Source organism: Paenarthrobacter nitroguajacolicus, assembly GCF_007786235.1.
Classification (GTDB): domain Bacteria; phylum Actinomycetota; class Actinomycetes; order Actinomycetales; family Micrococcaceae; genus Arthrobacter; species Arthrobacter nitroguajacolicus_A.
Window position 1 is genome coordinate 57,811 of record NZ_VNFK01000005.1, and the last position, 12,738, is coordinate 70,548.

General features: G+C 63.8%; 14 protein-coding genes. 7 read left to right on the plus strand and 7 right to left on the minus strand.

Annotated elements, in window-relative coordinates:
- The first annotated feature begins 36 nt into the window (after positions 1 to 36).
- The 4 genes from FQP90_RS07800 to FQP90_RS07815 all read left to right on the plus strand — a co-directional run bounded on the left by FQP90_RS07800 (position 37) and on the right by FQP90_RS07815 (position 3,111).
- A complete protein-coding gene (locus FQP90_RS07800; RefSeq protein ID WP_244296593.1) occupies positions 37 to 969 on the plus strand; it encodes an ATP-binding cassette domain-containing protein in 933 nt (310 codons plus the stop codon).
- Positions 966 to 1,727, plus strand: a complete 762-nt coding sequence (locus FQP90_RS07805) for an ABC transporter permease (protein ID WP_144649169.1) — start codon at positions 966 to 968, stop codon at positions 1,725 to 1,727. The genes FQP90_RS07800 and FQP90_RS07805 overlap by 4 nt, the downstream gene beginning before the upstream one ends.
- A gap of 89 nt (positions 1,728 to 1,816) precedes the next feature.
- Positions 1,817 to 2,896, plus strand: a complete 1,080-nt coding sequence (locus FQP90_RS07810) for a YihY/virulence factor BrkB family protein (RefSeq protein WP_144649170.1) — start codon at positions 1,817 to 1,819, stop codon at positions 2,894 to 2,896.
- 5 nt (positions 2,897 to 2,901) lie between these two features.
- Positions 2,902 to 3,111 carry a hypothetical protein gene (locus tag FQP90_RS07815; protein ID WP_144649171.1) on the plus strand — a complete coding sequence of 70 codons (210 nt, stop codon included), beginning with the start codon at positions 2,902 to 2,904 and terminating at the stop codon, positions 3,109 to 3,111.
- A gap of 95 nt (positions 3,112 to 3,206) precedes the next feature.
- Here FQP90_RS07815 and FQP90_RS23260 read toward each other — a convergent pair whose 3' ends face one another.
- The 4 genes from FQP90_RS23260 to FQP90_RS07830 all read right to left on the minus strand — a co-directional run bounded on the left by FQP90_RS23260 (position 3,207) and on the right by FQP90_RS07830 (position 6,885).
- Positions 3,207 to 3,377 carry a hypothetical protein gene (locus FQP90_RS23260; protein ID WP_167510437.1) on the minus strand — a complete coding sequence of 57 codons (171 nt, stop codon included), beginning with the start codon at positions 3,375 to 3,377 and terminating at the stop codon, positions 3,207 to 3,209.
- 285 nt (positions 3,378 to 3,662) lie between these two features.
- The gene (locus FQP90_RS07820) at positions 3,663 to 4,505 is read right to left on the minus strand and encodes a sugar phosphate isomerase/epimerase family protein (RefSeq protein ID WP_144649172.1); all 843 of its coding nucleotides are present in this window, start codon (positions 4,503 to 4,505) and stop codon (positions 3,663 to 3,665) included.
- Complete coding sequence (locus FQP90_RS07825) at positions 4,502 to 5,716, minus strand: dihydrodipicolinate synthase family protein (RefSeq protein WP_144649173.1); 1,215 nt, start codon at positions 5,714 to 5,716, stop codon at positions 4,502 to 4,504. Before FQP90_RS07825 ends, FQP90_RS07820 begins: the two co-directional genes overlap by 4 nt.
- Entirely contained in the window at positions 5,716 to 6,885 is a 1,170-nt protein-coding gene (locus tag FQP90_RS07830) for a Gfo/Idh/MocA family protein (RefSeq protein WP_141284948.1), read from the minus strand. Before FQP90_RS07830 ends, FQP90_RS07825 begins: the two co-directional genes overlap by 1 nt.
- Positions 6,886 to 7,081: 196 nt before the next feature.
- Here FQP90_RS07830 and FQP90_RS07835 point away from each other — a divergent pair, with 196 nt between their 5' ends.
- Positions 7,082 to 8,119 (plus strand): LacI family DNA-binding transcriptional regulator, encoded by a 1,038-nt coding sequence (locus FQP90_RS07835; protein WP_144649174.1) that lies wholly within the window; start codon positions 7,082 to 7,084, stop codon positions 8,117 to 8,119.
- A complete protein-coding gene (locus FQP90_RS07840) occupies positions 8,116 to 8,868 on the plus strand; it encodes an alpha/beta hydrolase (protein ID WP_144649175.1) in 753 nt (250 codons plus the stop codon). Before FQP90_RS07835 ends, FQP90_RS07840 begins: the two co-directional genes overlap by 4 nt.
- Here FQP90_RS07840 and FQP90_RS07845 read toward each other — a convergent pair.
- From FQP90_RS07845 to FQP90_RS07855, 3 genes are all read right to left on the minus strand, one after another.
- Positions 8,865 to 9,638: a sugar phosphate isomerase/epimerase family protein gene (locus tag FQP90_RS07845; RefSeq protein WP_144649176.1), complete on the minus strand. Its 774-nt coding sequence runs from the start codon at positions 9,636 to 9,638 to the stop codon at positions 8,865 to 8,867. The two genes, FQP90_RS07840 and FQP90_RS07845, sit on opposite strands and share 4 nt — an antisense overlap.
- Positions 9,639 to 9,708: 70 nt before the next feature.
- Complete coding sequence (locus FQP90_RS07850; RefSeq protein ID WP_144649177.1) at positions 9,709 to 10,275, minus strand: GNAT family N-acetyltransferase; 567 nt, start codon at positions 10,273 to 10,275, stop codon at positions 9,709 to 9,711.
- Positions 10,276 to 10,318: 43 nt separating this feature from the next.
- Entirely contained in the window at positions 10,319 to 11,173 is an 855-nt protein-coding gene (locus FQP90_RS07855) for a LysR substrate-binding domain-containing protein (RefSeq protein WP_144649178.1), read from the minus strand.
- Between the two features lie 165 nt (positions 11,174 to 11,338).
- Between FQP90_RS07855 and FQP90_RS07860 the strand changes: the two genes are divergently transcribed.
- Positions 11,339 to 12,724 carry an MFS transporter gene (locus FQP90_RS07860; protein ID WP_144649179.1) on the plus strand — a complete coding sequence of 462 codons (1,386 nt, stop codon included), beginning with the start codon at positions 11,339 to 11,341 and terminating at the stop codon, positions 12,722 to 12,724.
- Positions 12,725 to 12,738: the final 14 nt, after the last annotated feature.

Sequence of the window (12,738 nt, forward strand, 5' to 3'; positions counted from 1 at the left end):
CACTCGATGGGATGGATGATGAATGCAGGACCAGCTTTGGATGTATCTGACCTCCGCAAGAGCTATGGCCACAAGACGGCGTTGGATGGCGTCAGCCTGAGGGTTCCCGAAGGTGCTGTTTTCGCCCTTCTGGGCCCCAATGGCGCCGGCAAGTCCACGCTCGTTGGGGTCCTCACCACGCTCCTGCGAGCCGACGGCGGGTCGGCCGCCGTAGGAGGGTTCGACGTCGGACGCCAAAGTGCCGCCGTCCGGGACCTTCTCAGCGTCACCAGTCAGTCGTCCGCGGTGGATGACTTCCTGACCGGCAGGGAAAACCTGGCCATGATCGGCCGATTGCTCCGCTTGGGTGGCAAGGATGCCCGTGGCCGGGCCGACGAGCTGCTGAAAGTCTTCGATCTCCAGGATGCCGCGGACCGCAAGGTCTCCTCCTACTCCGGCGGCATGGTTCGGCGCCTGGATCTTGCCATGAGCCTGGTGCGGCGCCCGGAAGTTCTGTTCCTTGACGAGCCCACCACGGGATTGGACCCCCGCAGCAGGCTGGCGGTATGGAGTGCGGTGCGCACTTTATCGGAGCAAGGGGTCACGGTATTCCTGACCACCCAATACTTGGAAGAAGCCGATCAGCTGGCCGACTCCATCGCGGTGCTGAATGAAGGACGCATCGTTGCGCTGGGAACGGCCGAAGAACTGAAGCGGTTGGTTCCCGTTGGCCATGTGGAATTCGGGTTCCAAGACCCGAACGACTTCGCCAGGGCCGTGGCACTTCTTGAGGCAAGCGGCAGTGAGGCCGACCAGGATGGCGAGCGCCTCACCCTGCGCATCGCGACAGCCGACACCGCTGCGGTCATCACCTCGGTGGTGAGTACCCTGGGCGCCGCGGGCTGTGCTGCCGACAGTATCGCCATCATCAAGCCCACGTTGGACGACGTCTTTCTGGCGTTGACTACCAAGCAGGAGGCGAACCAATGACCTCGGCATCCCTCTATGTCGCCAATACCGGGACCATGGTCCGGCGTGAAGTTTTCCGGACGATGCGGACCGTGGACTCCATTGTGATCTCACTGATGGTCCCGGTGGGTATCCTTTTTGCCTTCGTCTGGGTTTTTGGCGGTGCCATCCAAACCGGTGGCGGGTACGTGAATTACGTGATGCCCGGCCTGCTGCTCATGTGTGCAGCGTTCGGCTCGTCGCAGACTGCTGTCAGTGTGGCCCAGGACGTCAAGTCCGGGGTGGTGGATCGGTTTAGAACCATGCCCATTGCCGGCTCCACGGTGCTGGCGGGACATGTTGTGGCGAGCACCCTCAGGAATCTGGCCACCAGTGCAGTGCTAATTACCTGCGCCCTGCTCCTGGGATTTCGGCCACAGCCTACCTTGGGGAGTGCGTTCGCAGCGGCGGCCTTGCTCCTGGCGTTCGTCCTTGCCTTCACGTGGTTGTCCACCTTGGCGGGGCTGCTCCTGAGCCCGGAAGCTGCCAGTGGTTTGACCAGTGCCACCATTTTCCTGCCCTATGTCAGCAGCGCGTTCGTGAAGCCTGAAACCATGCCCGCATGGTTGCAGGGATTCGCTGAGCACCAGCCGTTTACCCCCGTCACAGAAGCACTCCGGGCCTTCCTGCTGGGTGGTGACGCCGGGACTTCGGGCTGGTCCGCGGTGGCGTGGTGCCTTGGCCTCGGCTTGGTGGGGTGGGTGGGCTCCGCGGTAGTCTTCCGGGGGCGCAGGCGATAAATCGGCGCGGGTTCTTCCAAAGAATCATCAGCATGCTTACTATTGGTGGGTCAGTTGTTCGCGCAAACTACCCCCACGAACGAGTGCTCATGCCTACACACGACTCAGCCCACACCAGCACAACCAAAGCGCAGACGGCGCCCTCCCCGGAAGACTCACGCAAGCCGGATAGTCCCAACGACCTGGCCAAGCCCACTTGGATGTACATTGCCAAGCGGACTTTACGGGAATTCACCAAGGACCAATGCCCGGATGCAGCAGCAGGTCTCACCTACTACGGTGTCCTGGCCCTCTTCCCTGCGCTCTTGGCCTTGGTCTCCCTGTTGGGAATTTTTGGCGATGCGGGAAAGACCACGTCCGCCCTGCTGGATATCGTCCAGCAGTTCGCGCCCGGACCGGGCGTTGACACCTTGCGGCAGCCCATCGAGGAGCTGACCCAGTCCAACGCGGCCGGCTTTGCGCTGGTCTTCGGCATTGTGGTGGCGCTGTGGTCGGCCTCCGGCTACGTCACGGCCTTCAGCCGCGCGATGAACCGCGTCTACGAAGTGGACGAAGGGCGCGGCTTCATCAAGCTGCGTGGCACGATGCTCGCGGTCACGGTTGTGGCTGTTGTGGGCGCTGCATTGGTGGCGGCCATGCTGGTCCTCAGTGGCCCCGTTGCAGAAACGATCGGCGGTGTCATCGGATTGTCCGAGGCGTTCCTGACCGTCTGGAACATCGCCAAGTGGCCGGTCCTGATTCTCATCGTGGTGGCCATCATCGCGGTGCTCTACTACTTCACTCCCAACGTCAAGCAGCCCAAGTTCCGCTGGATGAGCATGGGTTCCCTCATCGCGTTGGTGATTTTCGCCCTCGCATCTTTGGGCTTTGGGTTCTACGTAGCGAACTTCAGCAACTACAACAAGACGTACGGCGCCCTGGCGGGCGTGATCATCATGTTGCTGTGGCTCTGGATCCTCAACATGTCACTGCTGTTCGGCGCGGAATTCGACGCCGAGATGGAGCGCGGCCGCCAGTTGCAGGGAGGCATTGAAGCAGAAGAGAGCATCCAACTGCCGCCCCGCGATACCAAGAAGAGCGACAAGATGCAGAAAAAGGAAGACGAAGTCATTCGGGACGGCGAGGAAATCCGCGAAACCCATGGCGACGAGCCGCAGAGGAGCAAGTAGCCGGAATGGAATCTACCGCCCGGCTTAAGAAGCTCAAAGGCATCAAGAACGGTGACACCGTGCAGATCAAGGGTCAGGACTTCCGCGTCAATTCCGTGGAGTCGAACAAAGGCTCACGGAGCGTCAGGCTGGAACTGCAAGGGCCCGACGGCGGATCCGTCACCTTCATCGGCCTGCCGAAGGCCCGGGTCCAGCTCGCTACGCGAGCCTCCTAAGCCTGGTGGGGCTTCGAGTCCTTCGATCAGGTACTCGTGAATGTCTGCCCGTCTGATGCCCGGGTCCGCCGGGTCCTGCACGACTACTTGGGCTGTCACGCTTCGGCGGGGAAGCCCTGATCGGCGTCGTCCCACCAGCCCTCCCAAGCGCTGGACGTGAGGCGTTCCGTAGCAAAGACAGGCGCGGGCTCACTGGTGGAATCGCCGGATCCGCTGTGGCTGCCGCTGGCGTCGAGGAAAAAGTTCAGTGTCTTCAAGAGCATCATGGTGGTGTCCTTTCAGTGGTGTCGTGGACGTCCTTGTCCAGGTAAAACCAGCGTAGGTGGCCATTGTTTCCTCGCGTCGACGCAATGTTTCAGCTGTGTACCACTTATCTCACCTGGCCGTCCGACGACTCACAGCAGACACAAGAGGGCAGCCGCTGCCGGCCATGCCACAGTGCCCGTGGCGTAGACAAAAAAGCGGGCCCCTGCCGTGACCTTGGCAGGAGCCCGCTGGCTTTGGAGCGATCCTCCCGCGGAGCTTAGGGCATCCGCGGGAGGATCACGTGGTTAGGCGAACGGGAGGACGAGCTCCGCGTAGCGCTGCTTCATGGTTTCCAGGACGGTGTCGCCATCGGTGTCCCAGATTTCCTGATTGAAGATTTCAACTTCGATGTCGCCCTTGTACCCGGCGTCCCTGACCCAGGTGCCGATGGTGCCGAAGTCGATGACGCCGTCGCCCATCATGCCGCGGGACAACAGCGCGTCCGCAGCGATCGGCAGGTTGAAATCGCACACCTGGTAGGAGGCGATGCGGTTTTCGCGCCCGGCGCGGTCGATCTGCGCCTTCAGCTCGGGGTCCCACCACACGTGGAAAGTGTCGACGGCGACGCCCACCGCCTTCGCGTCGTACGGCGCGGCCAGATCCAGTGCCTGGCCAAGGGTGGAGATGAGTGCGCGGTCAGCGGCGTACATCGGGTGCAGGGGTTCCAACACCAAACGGACGCCGTTTTCGGAGGCGAAAGGCACCAGTTCTTCGAGGCGGTCGGCCACACGCTGGCGGGCGGCGACCACGTCCTTCTCGCCGGGAGCGAGCCCGCCGACCACCAGGAACAGCTCCTGGGTGTCGAGGGCAACGGCTTCGCGGACGGCCTCGAAGTTGTCAGCGAGTGCGGCTGCCTGGCCCTCGGGGTCGGCAGCGGTCAGGAAACCACCGCGGCACAACGAGGACACCCGGAGGCCGGCGTCCTTGATGAGTTTGGCAGCCTTGTCCAAGCCAGCCTCGGCCACGCGGTCACGCCACGGACCGATCGCGGGGATGCCGGCGCGGGCGCAACCATCCACAGCTTCGGCCAGGGTCCACTTCTTGGTGGTTGCACTGTTCAGCGAAAGTCGTGAGAAGTCCGTGCTCATGCGCCCACCCCGTTGATCCGCAGGAAGTCCGACATGCGGAACGCAGCCAGGGAAGGATCCTTCAGCAAACCGGCCTGGTCGGCCAGTTCGAAGGTCTTGGCCAAATGCAGGACCGAACGGCCCGAGTGCAGGCCACCCACCATCTGGAAACCGGGCTGCTTGCCGTTGAGCCAGGACATGAACGCGATGCCGGTCTTGTAGTAGAACGTCGGCGCGCTGAAGATGTGCTTTCCAAGCTCACGCGTGGAGTCCAGGATGGCGCGCCCTTCAGCACCTTGGCCGGCGTCGTACTTCTGCAAGGCGACTGAAGCGGCCGGGTAGATGGCAGCGAAGATGCCCAGCAGTGCGTCCGAGTGGTGCGTCTGGTCGCCGTCGATCAGTTCCGGGTAGTTGAAGTCGTCGCCGGTGTAGAGACGGACGCCTTCCGGAAGGTTGGCGCGGAGGGCGACCTCGTGCGAGGCATCCAGCAGCGACACCTTCACGCCGTCAACCTTGTCCGAGTGCTCGCGGATGAGGCTGAGGAACGTTTCGGTGGCGACGGAGACGTCGTCGGAGCCCCAGTAGCCGGCCAGTGCGGGGTCGAACATGGTGCCGAGCCAGTGCAGGATGACCGGCTGATCGACTTCCTGGAGCAGCGTCGAGTAGACGTGCAGGTAGTCGTCGGCACCGTTGGCAACCTTGGCCAGCGCGCGGGACGCCATGAGGATGACCTTGGGGCCAGCTTCACTGACGACCGCGATCTGCTCGCGGTAGGCGTCGACGACGGCTTGGATGCCCGCAGCGCCCTCGGGAAGTGCAGTGATGTCCAGCTGGTCCGTTCCCGCGCCGCAGGAAACGAGGTCGCGGACGGACTTACCGGTGATGGCGGCGTTGCCCGCAGCCACCACGGAAGCGGCCTCGGCGCCGGTGCGCTTGATGAGCTGCTGGGTCGCGGCCCAGTCCAAGCCCATGCCGCGCTGCGCGGTGTCCATGGCATCGGCAACGCCAAGCCCGTAGGACCACAGCTCGTGGCGGTATGCCAAGGTGGCATCCCAGTCGAGCTGCGCCGGGGCGCCGGGGGTGTTGTCTGCAGCTACCTCGGGGATGACGTGCGCTGCGGCGTAGGCGCGGCGGGCCGTCAACGGAGCGGTCGGCTTGATCCAGGAGGTGGCGGGCTGAAGGCGGTACTCGCGGGTGCCGCCGTCGTCAGTGGGAAGAATCAGTGACGTCATTAGAGGGTGATCTCCGGGATGTCGATGGTGCGGCGCTCAGCAGAGGACTGCAGGCCGAGTTCGGCCAGCTGCACGCCGCGTGCGGCGGAGAGCAGGCCGAAGCGGTGCTCGCGGCCTGCGACGACGTCGCGCAGGAATTCTTCCCACTGCAGCTTGAAGCCGTTGTCCAGTTCAGCGTTGGCGGGCACTTCCTGCCACTGGCTGCGGAAGGATTCCGTCACGGGCAGGTCCGGGTTCCAGACAGGCTTGGGGGTGTGGGCGCGCTGCTGCGCAACGCACTTGTTCAAACCGGCGACGGCGGAACCGTGCGTACCGTCGATCTGGAACTCAACCAGTTCGTCGCGGTAGACGCGGACGGCCCAGGAGGAGTTGATCTGGCCGATGACGTCGTCGCCGCCCGGGGTTTCGAGCTCGAAGATGCCGTAAGAAGCGTCGTCAGCGGTTGCCTTGTATTCCTTGCCGGCCTCGTCCCAGCGAGCGGGAATGTGCGTGGCGGTCTTGGCGTTGACGCTCTTGACCTTGCCGATGATGCCTTCAAGGACGTAGTTCCAGTGGCAGAACATGTCCGTGGTCATTCCACCGCCGTCTTCCTTGCGGTAGTTCCAGGACGGACGCTGTGCAGCCTGGACGTCGCCTTCGAAGACCCAGTAGCCGAATTCGCCACGGATGGAGAGGATGCGGCCGAAGAAGCCCTCGTCCACCAGACGGCGGAGCTTCACAAGGCCGGGGAGGTACAGCTTGTCGTGCACAACGCCGGCGGTGACTCCGGCTTCCTTGCCGATCTGTGCCAGTTCGATGGCTTCCTGGAGGGTCTCGGCCGTGGGCTTCTCGGTGAAGATGTGCTTGCCGGCGCGCATGGCCTTCTTCAGGGTGGCGGCGCGGAGGCTGGTCATGGAGGCGTCAAAGATGATGTCAACGGTGGGGTCGGCGATGACTGCGTCCAGGTCCGTGGTCCATTCGGAAACCTTGTGGAGTTCGGCCAGCTCACGGATCTTGGCTTCGTTGCGGCCAACCAGGATGGGTTCAACCTGGACCTTGGTGCCGTCTTCAAGAGTGAAGCCGCCTGCGTCACGGATGGGGAGGATGGACCGCAGCAGGTGCTGGCGGTAGCCCATACGGCCGGTGATGCCGTTCATGGCGATGCGGATCGTCTTTGTTTCGTAGCCCATGTTTTCTCCAGTGCCTTGTGTGCCGGTCGCTGTGCGGATGCCGGTGCTTGCCGATTTCAGATGGGAAAGCGCATTCCCGTTGCCATCGATCATGCACCATGGCGCGCCGGGTTGGCAAGCGCTTTCCCAAAACTCGTGAAGAACTGCCATAATTTCCTTAGCGCCAGTCCCGACGCTTGCAGAAAAGGAGGGCCCCGTGGCCGCCAGCACACTGAGTGAAGTTGCCCGTTTGGCCGGGGTCTCCCTGGCCACGGCGTCCCGGGTCCTCAACGGCTCGTCCCGTAAGCCGGCCGAGGACATTGCCGAACGGGTCCGAGCAGCCGCCGACAAGCTCGGCTATGTTCCCAACGCGCAGGCCCAGGCGCTGGCCAAGTCCAGCTCCGGGCTGATCGGATTGATTGTCCACGACATCGCTGATCCCTACTTCGCTGCCATCGCGCGCGGCGTCCAGGATGCCGCGCGCCAACAAAACCGGATGGTGCTGCTCGCCAGCACGTCCGGCGCTTCGCTCGACGAAAAAGAAGCGGTCGCGGCGTTCGCTGCGCGTCGCGCGGATTCCATCGTGATTGCCGGTTCACGTTCGGTCAGGGCGGAGGACCAGCAGGGCAACGCCGAGCTCGCCGCCGAGTTGGACCGCTACTGCCGCAATGGTGGGCATGTAGGAGTGGTGGGGCATCCGATCGTTGGCGCTTCCGTCTCCGAGGGCTACCACGTGGTGAAGGTCCCCAACGAGGAACTCGCTGCCGGCCTGGCCGCTGAATTGGCCGCCTCGCACGAAGGTGCCTTCCTGATCATTGCGGGCCCGGAAGGCCTGTACACCTCCGACGACCGGGTCCGCGGTTTCCAACGTGGGCTGGCCGAGGCCGGAAAGCCCGCCGCCGAGGTCATCCGCACCGGCTTCAACCGAGCCGGAGGCTATGACGCCGGATTGGCCCTCGCGGACAGAATCAAGGCTTCCGAGTCGCGGCTCTGCATCTTCGCGGTGAACGACGTGATGGCCATTGGAGTCACCGCCGCCCTGCGGCCTGAAGGTGTATGGATTCCCCGCGATGCCACCATTGCCGGCTTTGACGATATCGAAACCCTGCGCGACTTCCGGCCCGCCCTGTCCACGGTGCACCTGCCGCTGGAGGACATCGGCCGTCTCGCTGCGGGCGATACCGACACGCCTCCAGTCAGCGGCGTGGTCAAGCTCCGCCGCAGCACGGAAACTCCGGTGGAATCGCAGGTATGACCCCCACGTTGGCTAAGGCGCCTCACGCACTCACGGTAGTTCCCGCCGTCGGGCGTTCCGTTGTTGCTGCGCCTGCGGTCCTGGTGTTTCCCGGCGGTGGCTATGCCAAGCAGGCCGACCATGAAGCCGAACCTGTGGCTGAATGGCTGGCTTCGTTGGGAATCCACGCCTTCGTGCTGCGATATCCAGTAGCGCCGAATCGGCATCCGGTGTCCCTGGCCGCCGCCAAGGAAGCCATGTTGTGGATACGCGAAGGCGCGCATGGGCTGAGTGTTGATCCGGAGCGAGTGGGTGTCCTCGGTTTCTCGGCCGGCGGGCACCTCGCTGCCACCTTGTCGGTGCAGGTAGCTACGGGAGATCCTGCCTTGGACACTTCAGGTTCTGTGCCGGACCTCAGCATTCTCTGCTATCCCGTGATTTCCTTCGTGGACTCGGTGCATCAGGGATCCGTGGACAACCTGGCCGGAGCGGGTGCGGCCGGTGAAGTTCTCCATGAGCTCTCCGCCGAGCTGCACGTCACCGCCGCCACGCCGCCCGCATTCCTCTGGCACACCGCCGACGATGAATCGGTCCCCGTCAGCCACAGCCTTGCCTACGCCGGGGCGCTCAGCAGGGCCGGCGTTTCCGCAGAATTGCACGTGTTCCCCAGCGGAATTCACGGCATTGGTCTTGCGGCGGGAACACCCGGCGCTGACCAGTGGACGGGCCTCTGCGCCGGTTGGCTCCGTCGAATGGGCTGGGCGGTTTAGTCCTCGCCCAGGGCGATGGTGTGCAGGAAAGCGGCGTCGTTGAGCACGTTGTCCGGGAGGTCGTCCTCGACGAACTCCAGCATGATGTCCATGTCCTTGCCGTTGCCGCGCAGGACGTCGGAGACGGTCTGCCACAACAATTTCCTGCCGCGCAGCGGATATCGCTCGGCCTCCGGTCCCCAGGAGAAACAGTGGACGCCCACAAGGTGCGGGAGGACGTCGTGGAGGGACTCAAGGGCTTGCTGGTCCGAAAGCCCGACGGCGGGCTGCCAATAGGTGCCGACGTTGGCGTGGCCGACCCTGTCCAGAAGTTCAAGGGTGGTGGCGGGGGAGTCCGTCAGGGTTCGGCCGTGGTACTCGAACGCGATGGCGATTCCGCGTTCGGACGCGAGGTCCGCGATCCGCTGAGTGTCCTTCACCACGGCATCCCAGTGTTCCCGGCCAGCGTCTGCGGAACCGAGTTCCCCCGCCCATACCCGGATTCTTGGGGCGCCCAAGGCTGTGGCAATGTCCAGGGCGCCGGTGAAGTCTCCGAATGCTCCGCAACGGTAGTACGAGCCAAGTGACAGGACACTCAGCCCGGCTGCTTCCGTAGCCTCCTTGGCGTGCGCGGCTGATTCCGCGTCACTGACATGGATATCGGTGCCCCACTCGATCCCCGCCAGTCCGGCCTCCGAGGAAATGCGGACCACATCATCAATGCCGTGCGCGCGAAGGGTGACGGAACAGATGCCAGGCGTGAGGTCAGCCAAGGTGGTGAGGTCGATCATGCTTCACAGGATACCGGGAATGCGCTTACCCGGTAAGGGCGTATCGCCTGCTGAACAAAAGCGAACGCCGCTAAAGAGTGAACCAATAGCGGCAGATCGGTTCTGTGACTCCCAAGGCCGGAGCGAAGCTCGCCGGCGGTCGGATGGCCTCAAGCACGCCGCCGCAAGCCTCAATGGTGCGGGCAGAGGCCCGGTTGGGCTGCTTGCAGGTCACCAGCACGCGCTCCATCCCCAGCGAGCGTCCCTCCTGGAGGGCGCCGTTGAGGGCAAGTTTGGCCAGGCCGTTACCTCTGGCGCTTGGCCTGATTCCATAGCCGATGTGCCCGCCAACTTCCTTGAGGTATTCATTCGCCAAGGAGTGCCTTAGGCTGGCAGCGCCCAAGTAAGCCACGCCGTCGGTGACCCAAATGGTGGTCTGGTTGGCCAGGCCTTCGGGTGGCGAAAATTCCGCCCTGGGCATCTGATGGAGTAGGTCCACCCACTGCGAGAAATGGCCCCCCTCGCGGAGATTGAGGTCGTACCGCGCGGCCAGGAATGCTGCCGAACCGTCTTGGTCGAGGGTCCCCCACTCGTCGTAACTTTCCAGCCAGGAGGCGTGAAAGCTTGATGACGGTTGCGTGAGCTTGGCGTGGGTCATGGGGCGAGCGTACTACGGCCGGGGTTGCGAACCGGTCCGGCCTCTAGCTCGACTTGCTCAACGTCCGCCCCATGATCGCCTGGGTGAGGGCGTCGATCACCTCGGCGTTGGCGAGCGGGTTGCGGATCAGGGTGAAATCCACGTCTCCCACCGGCGGCAGGCCAAACCGCTGAGTGATGACTTTCAGGTCCTCGGGAACCAGCGACGCCGGCATCACAGCTACGCCGATGCCCGCCCGTACCGCGGCGAGCACGCCGCTGATTTGCTTGGTGCTGCATGTAATCCGCCACGTCCGGCCCTCGGCCTCCAAGGCGTCGATGGCCAGTTTCCGGCTGAGGCTGGGCGCCGGGTAGGCAATGAGTGGGACGGGTGCGCCGGGTTCCAAGACGGTCTGCTCGACTCCAACCCAGGCGAAGTTGTCGTGCCGGACCACCGTCCCTTCCTTCGCGCCTGCCACCCATTTCACGAATACGAGGTCCAGCTGCCCGGCGTTCAGTCGCTTATAGAGCTGGTCGCTTTGGCTGACGGTGAGTTCCAAGTTGATCTGCGGGTAAAGCTGCCGGAATTCGCGAAGAATCCGGGGGAGGCCAGTGATAGCGAGGTCGTCGGCGGTGCCAAAGCGGAGTCGTCCGCGCATGGCCGAGCCGGAGAAGTACCTGGCGGCGGAGTCGTGGGCAGCGAGGATGCTGCGGGCGAAGCCGGCCATCGCATCGCCGTTGTCGGTGAGCCTGACTTCACGGGTATCACGGGCGACGAGTACGCGCTTGGCTGCCGCTTCGAGCTTGCGGACGTGCTGGCTCACCGTGGGTTGGGCCAGTCCGAGCCGTTCGGCGGCCTTGGTGAAACTCAGGGTTTCCGCAACCGCCAAAAAGGATCGGAGCTGGACAGGTTCGAACACGGGACTCCTAAGGCGCAGGTCAGCGCCGGGCCGGAGTACTGCGCCAGTGCAGCGGGGTCATTGCATTCCGCAATGCTAGTTATAGGCGCAATACGCTTCCATAATTGCTGCTGGCAACCATAGCGTTAAACGCATCCCACCGAAACTCTCATCCGAGGACTACTTTTGGCACCCCCACCGCCTTCAGCGGCAAATGTCAGCCAGCCCGTCATCGATTCCTTATCCGCGCCTCAGCCGCCGGACACCGTCACCCAGCCACTCGCCGTCGTGAGTGAAAAGCTGCCCTGGCGGCACACGTTCATTTCCCTGAAGGTTCCCAACTTCCGAATCTTCGCAATCGGCCATTTCATTGCCGTGATCGCCATCTGGATGCAGCGCATTGCCCAGGACTGGATGGTCCTCCAGCTGTCCGGGTCGGTCACAGCGGTGGGCATCACCGTGGCGCTTCAGTTCATGCCGTCACTCTTCCTTGGTCCGTGGGGCGGCATGATTGCCGACCGCTTCGCCAAGCGAAAGATCCTCATCATCTGCCAGTCGGCGGCAGCGGTCCTCGCAGCCGTGCTGGCATTCCTTTCCTTGAGCCAGCGCGTCGAGGTCTGGCACGTCTACGTCATCGCACTGGCGCTTGGCTTCGTGACCGTCCTGGACCAGCCGGCAAGGCAGGTGTTCGTCAACGAACTCGTCGGGCCCAAGTACCTGCGCAACGCCATCAGCGTGAACTCCACGACGTTCCAGCTCGGCGGCCTGATCGGCCCCGCGCTGGCCGGTGTCCTGTTGACCGCCGTGGGCGCCGGTTGGGCCTTCGCCGCTAATGCCGTTGCCTGCTGCTCCACGGTTGCCATGCTGCTCATCCTCCGCAAGGACCAGCTGCACATCAGCCAGCCCACACCCCGCAAGAAGGGCATGCTGCGCGAAGGCCTCAACTATGCGCTCAGCAAGCCCACCATCTACTGGCCGTGGTTGATGGCCGGTTTCGTGGCAGTTTTCGCGATGAGCCTGCCAGTGCTGTTGGCAGCCTTTGCGGACCACGTGTACGACGCCGGTGCCGGAGGCTACGGCCTGCTGAACGCCATGGTTGCGCTCGGTGCACTGGCGGGCGCGGTTGCGTCGACCCGTCGCCGCCAGTTGCGGTTACGGTCGGTAGTGACGTCAGCCGGGTTGTACGGATTGATGCTCTGCGTGTCCTCGGTCATGCCCACCATGGTGTGGTTCAGCGTCACCATGGTCCTGGCAGGATTCTGGTGCCTCATGTTCCTCACCGCGGCCAACCAAATGGTGCAGACCAGCTCCAACATGAGCATCCGCGGGCGCGTCATGAGCCTGTACTTGGTGGTACTCATCGGCGGCCAGGCAATCGGCGGCCCCATGATGGGTTGGCTCGCCGAGCACCTCGGTCCGCACCTGGCAGTTCTCGTTTCCGGCGGTGTGCCGGCCATCGCGGCTGCGGTAGTCGCCGTCGTACTGGCCCGAAAGTCTTCCCTGCACCTGAAGGTGGACCTGCGGGACCGGCGGCGGGTGCTGCGGATCGTTCAGGAGCCGCAGACAGTTTAGAGAAAGGCAGCGCC

Coding starts and splice junctions, on each gene's coding strand:
- FQP90_RS07830 (WP_141284948.1), bottom strand. CDS start 6,885: ATGGGCTACGAAACAAAGACGATCCGCATCGCCATGAACGGCATCACC.
- FQP90_RS07815 (WP_144649171.1), top strand. CDS start 2,902: ATGGAATCTACCGCCCGGCTTAAGAAGCTCAAAGGCATCAAGAACGGT.
- FQP90_RS07850 (WP_144649177.1), bottom strand. CDS start 10,275: ATGACCCACGCCAAGCTCACGCAACCGTCATCAAGCTTTCACGCCTCC.
- FQP90_RS07825 (WP_144649173.1), bottom strand. CDS start 5,716: ATGACGTCACTGATTCTTCCCACTGACGACGGCGGCACCCGCGAGTAC.
- FQP90_RS07810 (WP_144649170.1), top strand. CDS start 1,817: ATGCCTACACACGACTCAGCCCACACCAGCACAACCAAAGCGCAGACG.
- FQP90_RS07805 (WP_144649169.1), top strand. CDS start 966: ATGACCTCGGCATCCCTCTATGTCGCCAATACCGGGACCATGGTCCGG.
- FQP90_RS07820 (WP_144649172.1), bottom strand. CDS start 4,505: ATGAGCACGGACTTCTCACGACTTTCGCTGAACAGTGCAACCACCAAG.
- FQP90_RS23260 (WP_167510437.1), bottom strand. CDS start 3,377: ATGATGCTCTTGAAGACACTGAACTTTTTCCTCGACGCCAGCGGCAGC.
- FQP90_RS07840 (WP_144649175.1), top strand. CDS start 8,116: ATGACCCCCACGTTGGCTAAGGCGCCTCACGCACTCACGGTAGTTCCC.
- FQP90_RS07845 (WP_144649176.1), bottom strand. CDS start 9,638: ATGATCGACCTCACCACCTTGGCTGACCTCACGCCTGGCATCTGTTCC.